The organism is Croceicoccus sp. Ery5, from assembly GCF_020985325.1.
Taxonomy (GTDB): Bacteria; Pseudomonadota; Alphaproteobacteria; order Sphingomonadales; family Sphingomonadaceae; genus Croceicoccus.
Genome location: NZ_CP087587.1, coordinates 1,360,364 through 1,380,999, shown reverse-complemented (window position 1 = coordinate 1,380,999; position 20,636 = coordinate 1,360,364). Strand labels below are relative to the sequence as shown.

At 62.2% G+C, this 20,636-nt stretch carries 12 protein-coding genes and 1 pseudogene; 5 read left to right on the top strand and 8 right to left on the bottom strand.

Annotation, left to right across the window (positions count from 1 at the left end):
* Nucleotides 1–13: 13 nt before the first annotated feature.
* A complete protein-coding gene (locus LOZ74_RS06395; protein ID WP_230293344.1) occupies nucleotides 14–697 on the top strand; it encodes a 4'-phosphopantetheinyl transferase in 684 nt (227 codons plus the stop codon).
* Here LOZ74_RS06395 and LOZ74_RS06390 read toward each other — a convergent pair.
* From LOZ74_RS06390 to LOZ74_RS06355, 8 genes are all read right to left on the bottom strand, one after another.
* Nucleotides 590–6,667, bottom strand: a complete 6,078-nt coding sequence (locus LOZ74_RS06390) for a non-ribosomal peptide synthetase (RefSeq protein ID WP_230293343.1) — start codon at nucleotides 6,665–6,667, stop codon at nucleotides 590–592. The genes LOZ74_RS06395 and LOZ74_RS06390 overlap by 108 nt on opposite strands.
* Before the next feature lie 334 nt (nucleotides 6,668–7,001).
* Complete coding sequence (locus LOZ74_RS06385) at nucleotides 7,002–8,513, bottom strand: hypothetical protein (RefSeq protein WP_230293342.1); 1,512 nt, start codon at nucleotides 8,511–8,513, stop codon at nucleotides 7,002–7,004.
* A 140-nt stretch (nucleotides 8,514–8,653) separates the two neighbouring features.
* Entirely contained in the window at nucleotides 8,654–10,165 is a 1,512-nt protein-coding gene (locus LOZ74_RS06380; RefSeq protein ID WP_230293341.1) for a M20/M25/M40 family metallo-hydrolase, read from the bottom strand.
* A 73-nt stretch (nucleotides 10,166–10,238) separates the two neighbouring features.
* Nucleotides 10,239–10,520, bottom strand: a complete 282-nt coding sequence (locus LOZ74_RS06375) for a DUF3325 domain-containing protein (protein ID WP_230293340.1) — start codon at nucleotides 10,518–10,520, stop codon at nucleotides 10,239–10,241.
* A gap of 6 nt (nucleotides 10,521–10,526) precedes the next feature.
* Nucleotides 10,527–12,296 (bottom strand): PepSY domain-containing protein, encoded by a 1,770-nt coding sequence (locus tag LOZ74_RS06370; protein ID WP_230293339.1) that lies wholly within the window; start codon nucleotides 12,294–12,296, stop codon nucleotides 10,527–10,529.
* On the bottom strand, nucleotides 12,293–12,589 hold the full coding sequence (locus tag LOZ74_RS06365; RefSeq protein WP_230293338.1) for a hypothetical protein: 297 nt from the start codon (nucleotides 12,587–12,589) through the stop codon (nucleotides 12,293–12,295). The genes LOZ74_RS06370 and LOZ74_RS06365 overlap by 4 nt, the downstream gene beginning before the upstream one ends.
* Nucleotides 12,590–12,608: 19 nt before the next feature.
* Complete coding sequence (locus LOZ74_RS06360) at nucleotides 12,609–14,588, bottom strand: TonB-dependent receptor domain-containing protein (RefSeq protein ID WP_230293337.1); 1,980 nt, start codon at nucleotides 14,586–14,588, stop codon at nucleotides 12,609–12,611.
* A gap of 92 nt (nucleotides 14,589–14,680) precedes the next feature.
* Nucleotides 14,681–15,586, bottom strand: a complete 906-nt coding sequence (locus LOZ74_RS06355) for a LysR family transcriptional regulator (RefSeq protein WP_230293336.1) — start codon at nucleotides 15,584–15,586, stop codon at nucleotides 14,681–14,683.
* A 597-nt stretch (nucleotides 15,587–16,183) separates the two neighbouring features.
* Here LOZ74_RS06355 and LOZ74_RS06350 point away from each other — a divergent pair.
* The 4 genes and pseudogenes from LOZ74_RS06350 to LOZ74_RS06335 all read left to right on the top strand — a co-directional run bounded on the left by LOZ74_RS06350 (nucleotide 16,184) and on the right by LOZ74_RS06335 (nucleotide 20,636).
* Complete coding sequence (locus LOZ74_RS06350; RefSeq protein ID WP_230293335.1) at nucleotides 16,184–16,603, top strand: hypothetical protein; 420 nt, start codon at nucleotides 16,184–16,186, stop codon at nucleotides 16,601–16,603.
* Between the two features lie 60 nt (nucleotides 16,604–16,663).
* Nucleotides 16,664–16,888, top strand: a pseudogene (locus tag LOZ74_RS06345) (hypothetical protein); the annotation flags it as partial.
* Between the two features lie 289 nt (nucleotides 16,889–17,177).
* Nucleotides 17,178–18,239, top strand: coding sequence for a hypothetical protein (locus LOZ74_RS06340; protein ID WP_230293334.1), 1,062 nt, complete (start codon nucleotides 17,178–17,180; stop codon nucleotides 18,237–18,239).
* 225 nt (nucleotides 18,240–18,464) lie between these two features.
* Entirely contained in the window at nucleotides 18,465–20,636 is a 2,172-nt protein-coding gene (locus LOZ74_RS06335) for a polysaccharide biosynthesis tyrosine autokinase (protein ID WP_230293333.1), read from the top strand.

Genomic DNA, 20,636 nt, shown 5'->3' with positions numbered 1-20,636 from the left:
CTAAGGCCCCGACATGAACCGCCCCACCATGGATCACCCCGCCATCGCCGGAATAGAGGCCTGTCCGTCCTTGGCCGCTTTGCTGCCGGTTCCGGTGGCCGCAATGCGCTGCACGATCCCGCTGGCCGGTGCGAGCCTGTGGCCCTCTGAAGAAGCGGCCATCGCGCAAGCCGTAGCCAAGCGGCGCGACGAATTCACCGCAGGCCGTGCCTGTGCGCGGCATTGCCTGATCGAACTGGGCCTCGAACCCGCGCCGATCCCGGTGGGAGAGATGGGCATGCCGCTATGGCCGGACGGCGTAACCGGAAGCATCACCCATAGCGACGGGATCGCCATGGCGGTCGCCCTGCGCGATGGCGCGGTGCGATCTTTGGGGATCGACATCGAACCCGCCAGCAGCGTCACCGATGCCATGCATGCCATCGTGCTGACACCGGCCGAACGCGACGCCCTTCCCCCGCAGGATCGCGCCATCGCCGCCACGGCCCTATTCGCGGCCAAAGAGGCTTTCTACAAGGCGCAGTTCCCGATCAGCCGCCGTTTCGTCGATTATCGCGAAGTTGGCGTCGAACTGGCGGAGGGGCGGTTTTCAGTGCAGGTCCAGTCGGATATTCCGTCCATCGGTGCGGCAGGCCAGCGTTTCGACGGACGCTGGTGCATGCTTGACGGCCATGTCCTGACCGCCATCGCCCTTTAACGGTCCGGCCCTGTCACCCGACAGGCTGCGCGCGATGTAATCGGTCAGCCGCGTCAGTTGCGGATCGTGCAGCAGGGCATGATGGCCGCAGTCGAAGTGATAGACTTCCACTCCCGCGCAATGGTCGCTCCAGCCGCCGGTGCCGGTGGGATCGACGAAGGTCGCCCAGAAATTCTCGGCAATCGTGCCGCTGGCGCGCGTCCAGTGAATGGTCGCCGCAATATCGCTCGACACATAATTCTTCTGCGCCTTTTCGGCCCGCTCCTCGGCCAGCCGCAGCCGGTATTCCAGCTCGGTCTCCTCCTTCCGCCGCGTCGGCAGAAAGCCGAACATGCGGCGCGCGCGGAAACGCAGATGATTGGGCACCTTGCGCAGGGGCAGGCCGGCAATCTCGTCGAAATGACCGCGCCAGCGGGCGCGCTGGCTGGTCAGGTATATCGTGCCGGGTGCATAGGCATCGACCACCCACAGGGTTTCCACCCTGTGCCCCCGCCGTTCCAGCAGCGCCGCCACTTCTACGGCCAGATTACCGCCCGACGAAAAGCCGATCATCGCGAACGGCCCGTCGGGCTGCACGCGCTGCATCATATCCGCAACGATTTCGGCATAGTCCTGCATCGATGGCCAGCGCGTTCGGCCAAAGTCCAGATCGTGCAGTTCGAATGCATAGACCGCGCGATCGCCGCCCAGCCGTTGCGCCAGATTTTCAAATTGCAGCGCAACGCCGCCTGCGCCGGGGATGCAAAAAATCGCCTTTTGCCCCGCATTGCCGCGCAGGCGGACCAGCCCGTCGGGCAAATCCGCCGCGCCGCCGACCGGCAGGCGTTCGGCGATATTGCGGATCGTCCGCCCCTCTACCACCGACCGGATCGGGAAGCGCAGGCCCAGTTGCCGCTCCACCCGCACCAGCATTTGCAGGGCAAGCAGCGAATGGCCGCCCAGCGCGAAGAAATCGTCGTCGATCCCCACTTGCGCAATGCCCAGCATGTCCTGCCAGATCATTGCCATCGCGACCTCGATCTCGTTACGCGGCGCCACGCGGTTGCGGCTGGCCTGCGCGGGTGACGGATCGGGCAGCGCCCTGCGGTCGGTCTTTCCACTGGGCGTCAACGGCAGCGCGTCGAGGAGCACGAAAATCGCAGGCACCATATAGGCAGGCAGGTCGTTCGCCAGATCCGCCTGCCACTGCGCGACAACGGGAACCCCGCCCTCTGCCACCACATAGGCGACCAGCTGCGCGCCCTGTATCGCATCTTCGCGCGCGATCACCACGCATTGCGAGACGCCCGAAAGCGTTTCCAGCCGCGCCTCGATCTCGCCCAGTTCGATGCGCTGTCCGCGGATCTTCACCTGGAAATCGCTGCGGCCCAGATATTCGATCGCGCCATCGGGAAGATAGCGGCCGATATCGCCGGTTTTGTACAGTCGCGCGCCTTCGCGGTCCGCGAACGGATCGGCGACAAAACGCTCCGCCGTCAACTCGGGCCGGTTCAGATAGCCGCGCCCGACCTGTACGCCGCCAATATGGATATGGCCGACCGCGCCATGTGCCACGGGGCGCATGTGATCGTCGAGGATGTGGATCGCCGTATTGGCGACCGGCCGGCCGATCGGCACGACCGTCCCTTCGCCGCCACGCTGACAGGTCCAATGCGTCACATCGACCGCAGCCTCGGTCGGGCCATAAAGGTTATAAAGGTCGGCATCGGCGAAGCGGGCGAAGAAAGCCTGTTGCAGATCATGGCTCAGCGCCTCGCCGCTACAGATCACGCGGCGGATCGACGTGCATTCGCCTGCCGCCGGCTCATCCAGGAAAACGCGCAGCATCGAGGGCACGAAATGCAGTGTGGTGATGCCGCTCTGGCGGATAAGTTCGGCCAGATAGGCGCTGTCGCGATGCCCTTCGGGCCGCGCAATCACCAGACGCGCGCCCACCATCAGCGGCCAGAAGAATTCCCAGACCGAAACGTCGAAGCTGAACGGTGTTTTCTGCAACACGCGATCACCCGCAGTCAGCCCGTATTCGGCCTGCATCCAGTTCAGCCGGTTCACGATACCGCGATGTTCGTTCATCGCCGCCTTGGGCCGTCCCGTCGATCCAGAGGTAAAGATGACATAGGCAAGGTCGCCCGGCGCATTGTCGACCTCCGGGGGCGTATCTACCTCGCTCTCAAGCCCGGCGCCATCGGGTTCCAGTTCGATGACGGCACCCGTGAATGCGGGCAGGCCCTCGCGCAGATGCGGCTGGCACAGCACCACGCGCGGGGCGGCATCGTCCAGCATATCGGCCAGACGCGCCGACGGCAGCGCAGGGTCGAGCGGCGCATAGGCCCCGCCCGCTTTCAACACGGCATAGATCGCAACGACCATCTCAAGGCTGCGATCGGCACAAATCCCCACCAGCACATCGGGCCCGACGCCCGAACGACGCAAGACATGGGCCAGCCGGTTCGCCCGCCGGTCCAGCTCGCCATAGCTGAGCGTCTTGCCCTCGAATTCCAGCGCTATCGCGTCGGGCGAGCGCGCGGCCTGTGCCTCGAATGCGGCATGCAGGCGCTCGGGCGTGCCATAATCGACCCGCGTATCGTTGAATCGATGCACTAGGCGTGTACGTTCGTCGTCCGACAAATGCTCGACGGCGTTCAGCGATGCCGCGTTCTCGCCTTCCAGTAAATCGGCAAGACTGGTCAGCACCGCCTCTACACTTGCACACAGATCGGCGGGGGCGACGGGCGCGCGGGCCTGTGCCTCCAGCATGAAATCATCGCCCAGATCGTCGACCGACAATTCCAGCGCGAAATTGGTACGTTCTTCAAACGCCAGAAGTTCAAGGCCCATTTGCGCAATGGCGGCCCCCATGGCGTGAATGCCCGTGTGCGCCTCGTCACCCCTGATCTGCACATGGCGGAAATTGATGAGCGCGTTGAACAGCGGCGCGCCCGCACCAAGGCCGGTGCAGTTCTGCGCCATCGAGAGCGCCGCATGTTCGTGCCGCAACAGGCCTGCCAATGCGCCATGCATATCCGACAGCGCATCGCCGACCGGCCGGTCGCCCAGCCGCAGGCGCACAGGCAGCGTGTTGATCATCGGACCGAAAATATTGCGCGCATTCTCGCCCGCTTGCATCCGGCCGAACAGAACCGTGCCGAATGTCACATCCTCCCGCCCCGAACTGCGGGCGAGCACGATGCCCCATGCAAGGTGGAACAGGCTGGCGACGCTGACGCCCCTGCTTTTGGCGAGGCTGCGCAATCGTGTCGCCAACCCGCCGCCCAGCCGCAGCCGCGCCTCACCGATCCCGGCGTCAGATGCGGTATCGCCCAGCGCAAAGCCGATCGTCGGCTCGTCCACATCGCCCAGCGTTTCGCGGAAATATGCACGCGAAACATCGCTTTGCGCCTTTTCCTTCGTATGCGCCACGAAATGCCTGAACGGCACAGCTTCGGGCAGTGACACCCCCTGATCGGCCATCAGCGCGATGATCTCGCCGCTCATCAACTCGTCGGTGGTGTGGTCCTCTATCAGGTGGTGATGCGAACGCAGGATCAGCCAGCGGTCGTTTGCCTTGTCATGCGCATAGAACAGGCGAATGGCAGGCGCGCGGTCGACGGGCAGGCGATGGCGGCGCATATCGAACCGCGCCAGCAATCGCGCTGCAATGTCGCCGCCCGCCGGATCGAGCGCGAGTTCCTCCACCGGAACCTGCGCCTGTCGGCACACCACCTGCACCGGCACATGCAACCCTTCGCCCAGAAAGGCGCTGCGCAATATGTCATGCCGGTCCACCACGGCCTGCATCGCCGCGGCATAACGCATCACCTGTTCGCGCGAAGTCGCCGCCATCAGCGTGGTGACCAGATAGGGATCGCCCTTGGCCGTCACACGATGGTGATAAAGAATGCCTTCCTGCAGCGGGGTCAGCGGATAGATATCCTGAATATTCGCCGCGCCGCCCGGTATCGTGCGTTCGATCGTCGCGATTTCCCCTGCCGACAGATCGACAAGGTCCAGCATATCGGGCCGGATCGACGGGCAATTGGCAGGGATGCGGCTGTGGCCCGAGAAACCCTCGGGCACATAGACCGCCGCCATTTCGGCCATGGCCGCGACCGTCGGGTTAAGAAAGATATCCCCTGCCGACAGGGTCAGCCCTGCGGCGCGCAGGCGTTGCAGCACCTCGATCACCAGCAGCGAGTAACCGCCCAGTTCGAAGAAATCGTCCTGTGCGCCCACGCGGTCCACGCGCAGCACATCGCGCCAGATGCCCGCGATCAGTTCCTGTCGCGGCCCTTCTGGCGCGACAAAAGCGGCGCTGGCCTGCGCCTCGCCCGGTTCGGGCAGTTTCGCCCGGTCGAGCTTCCCGTTCTCGGTCAGTGGCAACTGGTCCATCGGCACGAAATGCGACGGGACCATGTAGTCGGGCAGACCCGCACGCAATCGTGTACGCAGGCGCGGAACCAGTGCATCCATCGCCTCGCCCGTGACCAGATAGGCCACGATCCGCTGCTCGCCCGCGCAATCGGGGCGGGCAATCACCGCGACATTGGCAATGGCCGGATCGGCGGCAATCTGCGCCTCGATCTCGCCCAGTTCGATGCGGAAGCCGCGGATCTTCACCTGATGGTCGGCGCGGCCCAGATATTCGACCTCGCCCTCCTCGTTCCGCAGGGCAAGGTCGCCCGTGCGATACAGCCGCGCGCCCGCCACTTCGGAAAAGGGGTCGGGCAGGAACCGCTCTGCCGTCAGTTCGGGGCGGTTGAGATAGCCCGACGCCACCCCCGCGCCGCCGACATAGATTTCGCCGCACACGCCGGTGGGCGACGGCTGCATCCCCTCGTCCAGAATGTGCATGGTCAGGTCGGGAATCGGCTCACCGATGATGCTGCCGCGTCCTGCCAACAGATCGCGCATGGTGACCGGGCGGTATGTGACGTGCACGGTCGTCTCGGTAATGCCGTACATATTGATAAGGCGCGGCGCTTCATCGCCATAGCGGTCGAACCATGGGCGCAGCGACTGGAACTCCAGCGCCTCGCCGCCGAAAATCACGTGGCGCAGCGCATAACATGCGGGCTTTTCCGCCTGATCGGCCTGAATGAAGCGGCGGAAGGCCGAGGGGGTCTGGTTCAGCACCGTCACCCCTTCGTCCAGCACAAGGCGGCGGAAGCTTTCGGTGGAACGGCTTGTTTCGGCGGGCACCACCACGACGCGGCCGCCATACAGCAGCGCGCCCCAAATCTCCCAAACCGAAAAGTCGAAGGAATAGGAATGGAACAGCGTCCATACATCGCTGTCGTCGAATCCGAACCAGTGCGCGGTCGAATCGAACAGGCGCAGGACATTATGGTGGCTGACCGTCACGCCCTTGGGCTTGCCGGTGGAGCCGGAGGTATAGATCACATAGGCCGGATCGTTGCCCCTGCACGCGATCTGCGGATCGGTGCCAGCCTCGGTGCTGCAATCGGCGATATCGACCAGACGCGCGCCGCTGTCGTGCAGGTTTCCGGCGAGAGAAGCGCTGGTCACGATGATCGCCACGCCCGCGTCTTCGGCCATAAAGGCGATGCGGTCGGCCGGATAGACAGGGTCCATCGGCAGATAGGCTGCGCCAGCCTTAAGAATGCCCAGAATGCCGACCAGAATATCGAGATCGCGCCCGACATGAAGCCCGACCAGCGCGCCGCGCCGCACACCCTCGTTCAGCAGCCGGTTGGCCAGCCGGTTAGAGAGATCGTCCAGCGTCGCATATCTGAGTTCCAGATCGCCGCAGCTTGCCGCGATCCGGTTCCCGCAATGCTGCGCGACAGTGCGGAACCGGCCGGTCAGGCCGTCCTGCGGCGCGGCAGGCGGGACCTGCCACGCACCGGCGTCTTTCCGGTCCGCCACGATGCGCGGACGTTTGCCTTGAAGTGGAAAGGCAGCCCCCCGCCCTTCATTCTCTGCCAGCATCATATTCGACTTCGGCCGCATCGGCCCGCCCCCCCTAACGAACCTTTTGGCCGGCGCCCGTAGAAAGCGCCCGCATACCGTCGGTTCAGAACGGTTAATGGAATGTGCCCCGGGGGAATGAATAGCGAAAGCAGGGCGAAGAATAAAACCAAAACTAGAATGCGTACCATTTCGCTACTTGCAAATAGCCAAGTAGATGCGATCGCTTTGCAAAGCAGCGCGTCGAAACATGGTTAATGTTTCACACTTGGTCCTTTATGATTGCACTCAGGCGTATGCAAATATCCCGCACGCGGAATCACTTGCCGCCCAGACAGAATAGAATGTCGCGCGCGGGATTTGGCGAAATTGCGCCCTAGTTGCAGGCAGAATTACCGGCGGCAGGTACGGCGATAAAAGCAATCGCGCGAGAGGGGACCGAAACGCTGTTTTTCACGGAAATTCCCTCAATACCGGTCAGCATGCCGTGCGAGTCGAAGGCTGGACTCCGCCCGCTGATGGTAAGATTACGGCTGTCCAGCGGTTCGGCCTGCATCACCCATGCTGTTCCCTCTCCGCCAATATCGACGCTGGCCGCACTCTCGCCCGGATTGATTGCCGCCAGCCCCACACCGCCGCCGCCAGATGGCAGGCAATGGGCATAAAGGCGCAGGTCGGAACCGCTCACCGAGGGCGGATCCAGAACGACCCGCCCCATCACCTGTCGCCACAACACCGCCGCCCAGTAATTCGGGCGCGGATCATAGGTTTCGTCGTCCAGCAATGCGTAGTCCGACGCGGCCAGCGTATTATGCATCACCACCTGCACCCCGCGCTGCGCCAGCAGACCCAGCTGGTTCACATAGCGAAAGCTGTCGAGGAAGCTTGATGCCCAGGGACTGCCTCCGCATGCAGCCTGAGCGGTTTCGGTGATCCAGATCGGGTCGCCGGGTTCGAATGCGTCGCGCAGCCTTTGGTAATAGGCCAGATCGCGCAATGTCAGGTCCAGCCATTCGGGCGTCAGCGCCTCTTCCTTTTGCGCGGTGGTGGGCCGCATTTTCGCGCAACGTTGCGAGACATTGCCATAGAAGTGGTAGGAAAATCCGTCGAGCCGGTCAGGATTGGCGCTCAGCATATCCTTGCTGAGGATCGCGCCGCCCAGTGCATTGACGGGCACGCCCTCTATCGCGCCTTCGCCAACGCTGCCCGGGCCGATGAGGGCCATGTCAGGCGCGGCTTCCCGTGCCCAGCCTTCGAAAATGCGGAAGTCGCGCGCGTAATCCTGCGCCGAATAGCCTTGGGGCAAGCCGCCGACCATCGATGCATTGGGTTCGTTATAGAATTCGGCCGCCGCGATGCTGCCGCCCGCCTCGCGCGTCAGATCGATCAGCCGCTGCGCCTGATCCATGCGCCACACGCCTTCGGCATCGCGGGTGCCGGGGCTGACGGCAAAGCTGGTGACGATCTTGCCGTCGATCTTGTTCGCAAATCCGATCACGCCGCGCCACTGGTCGCGGGTCAGCACTTGCTTGTATCCGTCAGGCGGATCGCCAATCCGTTCGCCTTCTGCCGGAAGATAGGTGCTGTTGGCCCAGGTTCCGCTGACCCTGATATAGGCAGGCCCCAGATGGCGGGCGAGTTGCACCAGCTTTGGATCGGCCAGATCCATGGGCGGACGCATGCGATATACTTCACCCGCCGGGCCGCCATAGGGTGCCCAGAACCGCCCGCCGGTCACTTCGACCATCTCGACATTATAGGATTGGAAACGCTCGCTCACCGTGCCTGTGCTGGCAAGGCTTGCCAAAGGGTGCGGCGCATCGGGCAGGCTGGCGCAGCCGCACAGCAGGGCGGTCAGGCTGGCGGCAGCAAATGCCTTTGCTTTCATGGCGCGGCTCCTCTCTTGCATTTTGCCAGAGTGTGTCGCCGCATTTCGCCGCGATAAAGCGTCAGCGCATAATCACCGCCGGGGCGTTCCGGATGGCCTGCCCGTCTGCGCGGGCCATCCGGACCATATCAACCGTCAGATCACTCGCCCTTGGCCGCCTCTTCGCTCACGACATAGAGATAGTCGACATAGGCCATCGTTGCTTCATCAAGCCCGTTGACCTTGGGATTGGCGCTGTCGATCAGGAACCATTCGTTCGGCGCATGCGCCCCGCCCCCTCGGCTCAGCCCGAATTGCGAGGCCGGCAGGTTCAGCGGCGGTCCGTTAAAGATCACGCCCGGCCAGCTGCCCGCATTGCGCGGACGGATGGAGTAGGGAATGCCGCTGCGTTCGAACAAGGTCTTCTGCGCGCGGATCAGCACGCTGTCCTCGTCCGTTTCGTTCGGGCCATAGCCGCCCGAAACCGTCACCTGAACATCGTCGAACCCGCGCTTGTCCAGATGCGCTTTCAGCTTGGTGACCGCCTCGTCCTTGGTCATGGCGGGGACGAGCCGGAATTCCAGCTTGGCCTCTGCCCGTCCCGGCAGAACGGTCTTGCCGCCCGTGCCGGTATAACCCGCGATCAGACCCTGAATATTGACGGTCGGCTGCGAATAATAACGCTCGAGGCTGGTGATATAGGGTTCATCGTCGATCCAGCGGCCAACGCCCAGCAAGTCCTTTTCCTGCTGCTCGGGGTTCATCTTGGCCCCTTCGGCGATCAGCTGCTTCTGCCGGTCGGTCAACGGGCGCACATTTTCGAACCAGCCGTCGATGGCAGGCGTATGGCCATCGTCCGCGACCAGCGTGTCGAGCGCCTTGACCAGACGCCACGCCGGATTTTCGATGCGCGAATGGTTCGACGAATGAATGTCGGTCTTGGGATATTTGTCCGAAGTCTCTCCGCCTACCACCAGCTGGAATTCGACCGCGCCCTTCGCGCCCAGCGTGATATTCGCGCCGCCATCCTTGCTCTGCGCGGCAGAGGGGATGAACACACCGATCGTCTTGGCCAGTGCATCGCGCACTTCGGGTACGGCCACGACCTGGTCGAAATGGGTGGAGGCGACCTCTTCCTCACCCTCGGCCACCAGGACGAGGTTGACGGGGAGCTTCTTGCCGCTGGCCTGAATCGCCTTGATCGCGGCCAGAAACGCCATTTCGGGACCTTTCTGGTTGACCGCGCCGCGACCGACCAAGGTCATGCCCTCGCCCTCGCGCTCAACCATCTGCCCTTCCAGCGGCGGGGAATCCCATTCGGCGGGATCGAACTGTTTGACGTCATACATGAAATAAAGGCCGAGCGTGGTATCGGCCCCCGCGTCCAGCGTTGCAAAAACGGCCGGCACCCCGTCGGTCGGGATGATCTTGGCCTGCTGGAAACCGGCGTCGAGCGCCAGTTTCTTCATATATTCCGCGCCCTCGGGCGTATTGCGCTTTTCCGCTGCGATGGTCGGCAGGGCGATCCAGTCGCGCAGGGCCTGAACCGTGGCATCGTGCTGCTGCGTGACAGTGCCAAGGATCTGGTCCCGATCGGGCGTTTGCGCCGCAGCGGGCAATGCCGAAGACGCCAGCAGCGCCGCCACCAGAACACGCGAAATCCGTATTGCCATATTCAACCCCCGGTTGCCAAAGTCCGCGAAGCTAACAGCGAACCCGTCTTACGCAACTCGTATCACGAGCTTTTCAGCCTGACCGCCGCCAGGATGGCACGACACTCATCACGGCCAGCACGACCAGCGCTGCCAATGCGGCAAGGCCGAGGAACCAGACCGGCCCCAATTGGCCCCCGCGCGCCACACAGCAAGTGACCAGGCCCAGTGCCAGAAAAAGCCAGCCGCCGCTCCGCAGCGCAAGGCGGCGACCGGCAGGCAGCTTGCCGCCCAGCACATCGCGGTAATGCCGGTCCAGTGAGAGGGCGAGCGCGAGGAAACCGAGGCCGGTAAGGATCGCAGACAGAAACAGCATCGGCATTTACTCCGCAGGAACGCTGGCAACAGGCCGGGCCCGTAGTGGGCCTACGGCAGACGTCCGGGACTGCTTTTGCCAAAGATGAAACAGCGCATAGATCAGGCTGCCCCCGAACAGCAGGGCCGTCAGGTCGAATCCGGCGACCAGCCAGTTGCCCTGCCCTACGGCGGCGGACAGCCCCATACCGCCCGTCATCGGGTTCAGCAGCGGCAGGGTCACGAACAGACCTCCCGCTACCGCCAGTTGCTCTTGCCATGCGGAGCGGGCGGGACGGACCAGCGCGTGCACCAGTGTCGCTGCCCAGACGCCGAAGAATACCGCAATCTCGGTGTCCACGCGGTCTGGCGCATCGGCGGCGACCAGACGGTTGGCCCAGAAATAGGCACCTGTCGCCAGCGGCAGGCCCGCGACGGTGGCGATATTCAACCCGTCGACCAGCCGGTTTCCGAAATGGCCAGCGGCCCCGCGCCGCTTCTCCGCACGCTTCACCGACCATAGCACCAGCCCCGTGCCCACCATGACGGTGCCCATCACGCCCGCCGCGAAATAGAGCCAGCGCAGGTCCCATGGTGCAAAGCGGCCGAGATGAAGCGCGCTCATCACACGGTCGGCAGCGACTATTCCGTTCTCCGCCATCTCGTCCGAACGGTCCGTCATCGCGCCGCTGCGCGCATCGAACTGCATGGTCCGCCCCGGCCCGCCGCCGGGCCTGAGCAACAGGCTGTCATTGCGCTGGATCGCCAGTTCCACATTCTGCGCTTCCCCGCCGCTGCGCGTGATGGACAGGCGACCTGCCGGAACACCCCATGCGGCCTGTGCTTCTGCCAGAATCCGGTCGATGGGGATCTGCCATCCGGACTGTCCCGAACCTGTCGCTGGCGCGGCTGCAGCTGCGCCGCGATCGTCACCGCGCCCATGGCCGCCGCGCCCGTCGGACGCCCATGGCAGCAGCGTTCCGCCCAGCAGCAACAATCCCGAAAAGGTGATCATGATGTGGAACGGCAGCGACAGCACTGCCATCGCATTATGTCCGTCGAGCCAGCTTCGTTGCCCTTTCGCGCCGCGAAAAGTGAAGAAATCGCGGAATATCTTCTTATGGGTGATGATACCGCTGATGATCGCGACGAACATGGCAAAGGTCGCTATGCCGACGATCCAGCGCCCCCAGTCGCGCGGCATGGCGTAAAGCTGGTAGTGGAAGCGATACAGGAAATCGCCGCCAGCCGTTTCACGCGCATCCAGCACCTCGCCCGTTTTCGGATCGAGAGTCAGGCCCGGATCGCGCGGACGGCCGCCGCGCGCATTGGCGCGGCGCGCGGCTTCCTCTGCAGCGGCCCTGATCTGCGCATCGGCGCCAGAAATTGCAGAACGCTGGACAGCGCCTTCGCCTCTATGACCCGATCCGGCGCGATCCGTCCGTCCGCCGCGTTCGCTGCGTCCGCTCCGTCCGCTTGCAGTACCCTCGCGACCGCCGTCGCCGCGACGTTCGCTTTCCCATGAAATGCGCAGGGAAGGATTGCGCTCGCTTGGCAGGTTGATACCCCATTTCGACGCATCGGGGGCAATGGCATTCAGCCGCTCCATCCCCAGCCGTGCGGCCTGTTCGGCAGAGACCGGTGCCGCGCGGTGCAATTCGGGCTGCATCCAGACGGTCACTTCCTGCCGGAAGAACGCGATAGTGCCGGTGAAAAAGATGGCGAACATCAGCCACCCGAGCAACAGACCGGCCCAGCCGTGTAGCCAGCTGTTGCTTTGCCGGATGCCGCCCTTCATGCGCCGACTCCCGATTTACCAAAGGCAAAGGCCGCCACCAGCAGGACCCCGGAAGCGCCCCCGATCAGCAGCCATGCCCGCGTGGCGCTGCGCATGGAAAAGGCCGCGATTGCCGCCGCGCCAAACAGCATAAAGCCGATCATTTCCCCAAGCGATGTCGCGGTGCGCCCGCCGTCGGGCCACAACCGCACGACCGCCAGCAGGCACGCGCTGGCCAGAGCATAGCTGCCGAAAATTCCAAGAATGGTGCGCGAGACGATTTCGCCCCGCCGCATCGCATCAGGCTTTGCCATCGATCATCGAACCTTATTGTCAGAAACGGGCAGTCACACCCACCCAGACGCGTGCCGGATCGATCAGATAGGCATATTCGTCATAGGTAAGCTGCTTGTTGAAGACATTCTGTACGCCGCCATGCAATTGCAGGCTGGGCGTCAGGCGATAGGACGCGCCCAGATCGACCGTCGTATAGGACGATGCGACGATATTCTCGCCGCTGATCTGCGCCTCGGTCACGGCTTCCTCGCCGCGGAAGATCGCGCGGACGTAGCCGCTGAACGCCTTGCCCGGCTTCCAGTTCAGCGATGCGCTGGCCTGTTGCTTGGGCGTATCGTTTAGCGCCGCGCCCTCGTTCGCGCCGGAAAGCTGTTCGGAATCGGTCAGCGTGCCCGTCACCGCCAGATCGAGCGTGGACAGCAGCGGCAATTCGACCGATGCCTCCACGCCGCGCACGCGGGCCTTGTCGACATTGACATAGGTCGTCGGCGGGCGGCCAAGCGAGCTGAGCGGCTCGTCCACGCACCACGCGCCCGCCTCTTCACAGGTTACGCGGGTGATCTTGTCGTTGAACCGCGTGTCATAGGCCGACAGGCTGGCCTGAACCCGCCCGCTTTCGAACAGCAGCGATGCCTCCACCGTGCGCGAGGTTTCGGCCTCCAGATCGGGATTGCCATAGATCGTGCCGCCACGGCTGGTCTGTCCCCAGTCCTCCAGCGTCTGGCGCAGGTTCGGCGCGCGGAAGCCCTGCGAATAACCACCTTTCAGGGTAAAGCGTTCGGTGAAATTCCACACCGCATAGATGCGCGGCGTCCAATGCGTGCCGTAAAGCTCATCATCGTCCATACGCAGCCCGCCGGTCAGCTTCAGACTGTCGGTGACCGACAATTCGTTTTCGGCAAACAAGGCCCAGTTCAGCCGCGCCGTACCCGTGCGAGTAGAGCCCGACAGCCGGTTACTGGTCAGATCGGTCAGATCCTCGTTCCGGATAAATGCACCCAAGGTCAGCACATTGGACGGCAGAGGCACGGTCCAGATCGACTGGCCGACGATATTCTTGATCTGCTTCTCGCCCTCGATATGGGTGGCGTCCTCATATTGCAGATAGGATTCCGATCCGACCGCACCCCATTTTCCGCTGTGGCTGACCGATGCGACCCAACGTTCTTCGGTCATGGTGGATTCGGTGCCGATCGGCGCGTCTTCGGTGATTTCGACCGACTTGCCTGCGGTTGACAGGGTCTGCTGGCGGTAATAGCCGCCTTCGACGATCAGCCGGTGGCCTGCCCCCAGATCGAAACCCAGCTTGCCGCCCAGCGATTCATCCTCGCGCTGTGGCGTGCCGTCGACCACCATATCCTCGGCGCGACGGTTAAGCGATCCGCTGACCTGCAGGCCCACCACATCGCCGATCAGCGGCCCGCTGACATAGAAATTGCCGTCGCCGTAATTGCCGAAGTCATCATCGGTTTGCAGCGTGCCGTTGACTCGCACCGATCCGCGCCATTCGCTTGCCACGGCGCGGGTGATGATATTGACCACCCCGCCCATCGCATCGGAGCCATAGAGCGACGACATCGGTCCGCGCACCACCTCGATCCGCTCGATCGATTCCAGCGGCGGAAGCAGACCACCTTCGCTGATACTGCCGCCATTCGTGCGCGATTCCCGCGCGCTCAGCCGCTTCCCGTCGACAAGGATCAGCGTATATTGGGGGGCCATGCCGCGAATGGAGATATCGCGGCTGTTGCGCTCCCCCTGCGTGACGGTGACGCCGGGGATTTCGAGCAAGGCGTCGGTCACCTCGCGGTATGGCAGACGTTCCAGATCCTCCCGCGTGATCACGCTGATCGATGCGGGCGCGTCCTTGACTTCCTGTTCGCGGCTGGTCGCAGTGACGACGATATCGCTGCCCGTGCTTTCGGTAGCGGCATTCTCGGCCGCGGTCGCCACGGGCGCGGCAAGGCTTACGCCCATCAGGGCAGAACCGGCGAAAAGGACATATCTGGCGAACACGAAACCCCCGAAACAAATGCTATTGCGATTGAATTGCAGAAGCCTAATGTTCGGAGGCAGTATTCGGAGCAAGATTCAAATATGGATATCGCCTATTCAGCAGCGACGCAGGCCTCGACCAGCCTTTCGCGCAGCCATTGCGACGCCGGGTCACGATGGCTTCGCTCATGCCACAAGAGCCAGTATTCCATCGTACCCAACTCTTGCGGAGCAAGGCGATAGGGGTTTCCATGGATTGCCCCGTAATGCCGCGCCGCCCTTTCAGGCAGGGTCAACAGCATGTCCCCCTCCACCAATTCGGGCGCGAGCGAGAAATAGGGTGCGACAAGCGCAAGTTTGCGCCGCGAGGAATGACAACCGAGCAGCTGGTTGATCCGGTCGAACCGCGCGTCGCTGACCGTCATGCCCAGATGCGGACAGGCAAGATATTCGTCGAGCGTGAGGGGTTCGTCCGCCCCGCCAGACAGCGGATGCTCCGGCTTCATCATGCAGGCAAAGCGGTCGGTAAACAGCAAATGGCGATGCAATTGCGCCGGGTCGCTATCCAGCCCCGAAATGACCAGATCGACGGCACCTTCGGCCAGCGTGCTATGCGCCGACCAGTCCAGCGGCACGATCTGCACCGACACGCCCGGCGCTTCTTCGCGGATTTCTGCCAGCGCCGGCCTTAGGACCGACAAGACTCCGAAGTCGGTCGATCCGATCTGGAACCGGCGTTCCAGCGTCCCTGGATCGAAACTCTGCTGATGGATCACATCGGCCGTATGGACCAGCCACCGGTCAAGCCGGTCGAGCAATTCCTCGGACCGCGGGGTCAGCACCATGCTATTGCCGTGACGGACGAGCAGCGGATCCTTTAATTCGTCCCGCAACCGCGCCAGTGCGCGACTGACGCTCGGCTGGCTGACGCCCAACGCCTCTGCCGCCGCGCTGACGCTCTTGGTACGCAGCAGCATCGCCAGTTTGACGAGGAGATTGGGTTCGATCGGCACATGCATGCACAACCCGTAATGAGAGGGCCTCGCAATAGCAAGTTGCATTGCGGCAAAGGTTCCGGCAAGGTCGTCGCCGCCTTTCGCGCGCACAACGCGCAACGTTGGGCCAACACAGGTGGGCGAGCAACTACACGCGACCATTACGCCGATGATGCGCGAACTAGAAACGCATGTTCTTCACAATGATCCACCGGTATTTCAGGCCTGCAGACTTGCCACCAAGATAAATGCGGACGCCCACGATACTTCAGACCTTCGCTGACCACTGACGCCTCGGCTTTTGGACATCCCAATGATTCAGATGAGGCTTCAACGCACCGGGCATGCCCACACTGCGGATGCCACCCTTCCGAACAGGTATCCAAAAATTCGCCAAAGTAGTGCTAGTGCTCGCAGTTTGATCAGTTTAAAATACGCCCAATTCATTTTCATATAATTGCCGTCCGGTTTTGAGCGAAGAGTTAGAATTTACTGGATTAATGACTCAGACTCTATGGCGAACAGAATCTGAATGGGAGCAGGTCCGCGATTCTTGGAATTTTTGATCGTGAGCTGAGGCTGCATTGCCAGTCCGGCTTTGGAAATGCACTCATGCGGTACTTGATCACATTCAATGGAGACGCGTCAGGCACGCGCCAGCCGATAGAATTCGAGGCGGCGCGCGACGGCATCGCGCTCGAATGGCTTCACCTGATGGGATGTGGTTACGATGCGCAGCTGTGGCGCGATGCTCGTCTGTTGTGCAGTCTCAAGGCCAACCTTTCTCATGGCTTTCTTTCCGACAGGAAACGCAAGGACAGACCTGTTGGTCACGGCTGGCACAGTCGACCGGACTGGCTGGACGCTGACGAATCGGTTCAACAAAAGAGTCAACCGACCATGGGACGGGCACTCGACACGTCGTCAAACGACGACGAGACAGCGAGGCGGCGCCTGATCCAACGGCCCATGAAAATCCGCGATAAACCAGAGGACTCAACTGCCACCGGGATCTTCGAAGTGCTGGCCCGGCGCGATTGACCGCGGTAGCCGAAGGCTGCCGGTTGCTCAGTCGAGATTATCCCGCGCACTGCCGCTTCGGGTGACCTCGAATGCCAGCTCGAGGCCTTCATCGAGCACTACAACCACCAGTGCCACCACGAGAGCCTGAACAATGTGACACCTGCAGATGCCTACTTCGGAAGGGGTTCAGCGATCCTCGAGCGAAGCAGAAAGGTCAAACGAAAGACCATCGCCCATCGGCGCTTGCAGCACCGCAAGAACGCCGCTCAAGATCAACCCTCCAGACGAAGCCAACACTCATAAAGCGAGCGGTCAAATCTGTGCCCAATGTCTTGACGACAGACAGTCTCACGATTCGTAGCATGCCTACAATGTAAAGAGATCGGCCATTCTAAAATGTGAGCACGACAGGTAGTGTCTGTTTTACGCCTTGGGCAGACGAGCTAAGCAGTCCGACATTAGTCGGATCGCGCTGGTTATACTGCTATTTACCATTTGCCGACACCCCCCGTAAGGCAATTGCGTCATAACTTGACGCATGTCCAACGCTCGCAGTGCCACGCCCCAAATCCGTTCCGCTAGCGTACTGGCCATGGCCTTCATACTTGCTTCGTGCGGTGGCAGCAAAGAAGTGCAGTCAAGTACAAACGCGTCAGTGACCGTCTCGTCCGAAAGTTCCACCGGATCTTCAGTCAAGGCCACTCCTTCGCCTGCCCCGACACCGGCACCTACGCCTGATGCGATCGTGCCGCGTTTCGTCATGCCAAGTATCGCTCCCCCAGCCTTGCCGAGCGGGCTGGCCTATGAAACCCCCCAGACGATATACAGCACCAGTCACAGCGTGGATGTTTCGGATAGAAAAATTGAAGGCGGCACGATCTTGCTACGTGCGGATGACGTCTCAAATCTGACGATGAGCGATATAGTCGCACGCAAATTCGGTCCGATCATGCGCGGGCGCTCGCTTGACTACATCACGCTGAACAGGATCGCAGTTTCACAGGCGAAGGCCAACGCGACTTATGGCTTGGGCATCACTAATACGTCAGGCGGGTTCGTGACGGCTGTCATGCAAGATCTCGTCTTCGAGGGCGACACCACCTCGCCTGCTCCCAATGCCGCAGATGCATGGGCGGCAATCGCGTTGAAGGGCAAGACCAGCGCCGATGCCGGCAACTTCACCATCGACCGATTCGATTTCCGCGACCTGTGGATGGCATCGGGCAGCAACTACGAAAACGTCGACGGCATCTCAACTGAGCGCGGTTACAGCGGTACGATCAGCAATGGCCGTATTGTCAACGCCAGCGATGCTTGCCTTGACATCAAGGGCGATGTCACGGTCGACAATGTCTATCTCGAAAATTGCCGTGAAGGTATCAAGCTGTGGTCCTCGCAGTCGCACGGCCTGATCGAGATGGGGACGCACCGATTCGTGGCGATTATCGCCAAGGGGGGCAGCAGCAGTGCCTCCACCGTCTATATCGAGACCCTCATTCTGACGGGTGATCCGATGGTGCCGGCCTTCCGGGCCGAAGGTGGTCCGGTCACGCTGACCATCGGCACGCTCGTCGCCGACCCCGATCAGGTGCTGAACGCCAGCAGTTCCTATGCCGGATCTTCAGTAAAAGTGCTGAACAGGATCGACTTTTAGGACTGGACGGTCTGCTAGCGCCACGACCTGCCGATTAATCCGATAGACCACGACCGACAGCGCTTGTATTCTTGAAATGCTGCAACGGCGAGATGGCTTGCCGCTGCATAAGTCCGATCGCGCAATCGGGCCACATTTGGGCCTAAAGGGTTACGCCTCTTGCCAGAACACCCTTTCAATAGCAGCTTCGTTTCCATGACTAATTTCTGCATCGGGGCCTGATCCTTGATTCACGATAGCGAAAACACGCGCAAGGCAGGCATGATGCCCGATTACGCCTACGACACTTATAGTGACGAGGGCGGTGCAAAGAACCTTATCGATTTTCGTGCCATCGGCGATGCACTGGCACGACGCAAATGGTCGGTGCTGACCGCGGTGCTGATCGTGCTTGCAGTCGTGGCCGCGATTTTCCTTTTCAGCGACAAGCGCTTCGACGCGATTGCCCTCGTCGGCCTCGAACGCAAGCCAGAGCGCGTGATCAACACGCCGGGCGACGGCGGTTCAAACGTCCTGATCGACATGCCGTCGGTCGATACCGAGGTGACGATCCTCCTCTCGCCCGAAGTGGTGCGCCGGGCTGTCGAAACCGAGAAGCTGAACGAAGACCCGGCATTCGTTGCCGCCGCCGCCAATGGCGAGAAGGCGGCCCCTATCTCAGTGGGCGAAGCAACCGATCGCATCCTCGGCAAACTTAGCGCGCAGCGCCAAGGCGCGTCTTATGTAATCGAGGTGATCTACAGCTCGCGCGATCCGGAAGTGGCGGCCCGCGTCGCCAATAATGTCGTCGATGCCTATCTCAACCGGCAAGTCGTCTCGAAGGAATCGGTCCGCACTGGCGACATCTCGGTTCTGGAAGACAGGCTGGAAGGCCTGCGCAACGACGTGATCGACGCCGAAAGCGCAGTCGCGCGCTACAAGGCCGCCAACAGCCTCGTCACCATCGGCGGCGACGGAACCGCGGTGCAGGACGAGATCGGCAATCTCAACACACAGCTTGCACAGGCGCGCGCCGAACTGGCCGTTGCGCAGGGGCAAGCGCGGGCCAACTCGGACGATTCGGGCACCATGGTGAGCGGTTCCGATCTTGTCAGGAACCTGCGCCTCGAAGCCGCGCGACTTTCGGCCGAAAGCGCCAATCTGGCCGAACGTTACGGCCCGAACCACCCTGAACGGGTTCGCGTGAACACTCAGCTTGCCTCCATCCGCGCAGATCTCGCGCGCGAAACGTCAAGGATGCAGCAAGGAATCAAGAGCGATGTCTCGATCGCCAGCAACCGAGTTGCCGCGCTGGAAACGGCGCTGAACCGGGCACAGGGCCGGCTCGTTTCGGGGAACAACGCCTCGGTGCGCCTGAACGAGCTTGAACGCGTGGCGCAAAGCGCGCGCGATCTCTACCAAGTGTTCCTCGAACGTTATCGTTCCGAACTGGCGACGGCCGGCACTGAAAAAAGCCAGGCCTATGTGATCGCCAAGGCGGTGACGCCCCAGCTGCCGTCCTCGCCCAATCCGATCGTATTCACCCTAATCGCGCTGCTGGGCACCATTGCCGCGGGTGGCGCCACCACCTTCTTCCTAGAATCACGCGAAAAGGGCGTGATGGTGCGCGATGATGCCGAACGTCATTTCGGCATTCCCGTGATCGCCGCGATACCCAATCTCGCGACGGTAAAGGACATGCCCTTCAAGGGCGGGCAGACTTTCGACATCGCCAATTACGTCGTCAACAATGACGGTTCGATCTTCAACGAGGCATTCCGTAGCATTCGCACCGCGCTTCGCGTGGGACAACCAAAGCAGCTTGCCAAGACTGTAGTGATCACCTCGACCTCTTCGGGCGAAGGCAAGACGACCTGCTCGATCTGCCTTGCGCGCACCACCGCCATGGCCGGTATCAAGACCCTGCTGATCGACGCCGATACACGCCGCACCGCGACCAGTCGCACGATGTCCTCAGATAGGGAAATTGGGCTGCTCGACGTCCTCGACGGCAGCGCGACGTTGGATGAGGCGCTGCTGCTCGATGAGACCACAGGCATGTATCTGCTACCGCAGAAGGTGCGCGGCACCCCCAATCTCGACGCGCTGCAAAGCACGCGAATGGAGGAACTTCTCGAAAAGTTGAAGGCGCGCTTCGACTTCATCGTCATCGACACGGCACCAGTGCTGCCGGTGGCGGAAACGAAGGCGCTGGCCGCCATGGCGGACGTAACCCTGCTGGTCGTTCGCTGGCGCCAGACCAAGGTGCGCAATGTGCAGATGACCATACAGCAACTACATCGCGCCGATGCGACCCTGCTGGGCACGCTGATGACGCAGGTGAATCTCAAGGCAACATCGATGCTTCGCGAAGACGAGATGTATTACGAACCATACTATCAGCCCGCAGCGCAGTGA

Excerpts from the sequence above, each read along its gene's own strand:
- LOZ74_RS06395 (WP_230293344.1), top strand. The coding sequence starts at position 14 with ATGAACCGCCCCACCATGGATCACCCCGCCATCGCCGGAATAGAGGCC.
- LOZ74_RS06375 (WP_230293340.1), bottom strand. The coding sequence starts at position 10,520 with ATGCTGTTTCTGTCTGCGATCCTTACCGGCCTCGGTTTCCTCGCGCTC.
- LOZ74_RS06390 (WP_230293343.1), bottom strand. The coding sequence starts at position 6,667 with ATGCGGCCGAAGTCGAATATGATGCTGGCAGAGAATGAAGGGCGGGGG.
- LOZ74_RS06355 (WP_230293336.1), bottom strand. The coding sequence starts at position 15,586 with ATGCATGTGCCGATCGAACCCAATCTCCTCGTCAAACTGGCGATGCTG.
- LOZ74_RS06385 (WP_230293342.1), bottom strand. The coding sequence starts at position 8,513 with ATGAAAGCAAAGGCATTTGCTGCCGCCAGCCTGACCGCCCTGCTGTGC.
- LOZ74_RS06370 (WP_230293339.1), bottom strand. The coding sequence starts at position 12,296 with ATGAAGGGCGGCATCCGGCAAAGCAACAGCTGGCTACACGGCTGGGCC.
- LOZ74_RS06380 (WP_230293341.1), bottom strand. The coding sequence starts at position 10,165 with ATGGCAATACGGATTTCGCGTGTTCTGGTGGCGGCGCTGCTGGCGTCT.
- LOZ74_RS06340 (WP_230293334.1), top strand. The coding sequence starts at position 17,178 with ATGGCCTTCATACTTGCTTCGTGCGGTGGCAGCAAAGAAGTGCAGTCA.
- LOZ74_RS06365 (WP_230293338.1), bottom strand. The coding sequence starts at position 12,589 with ATGGCAAAGCCTGATGCGATGCGGCGGGGCGAAATCGTCTCGCGCACC.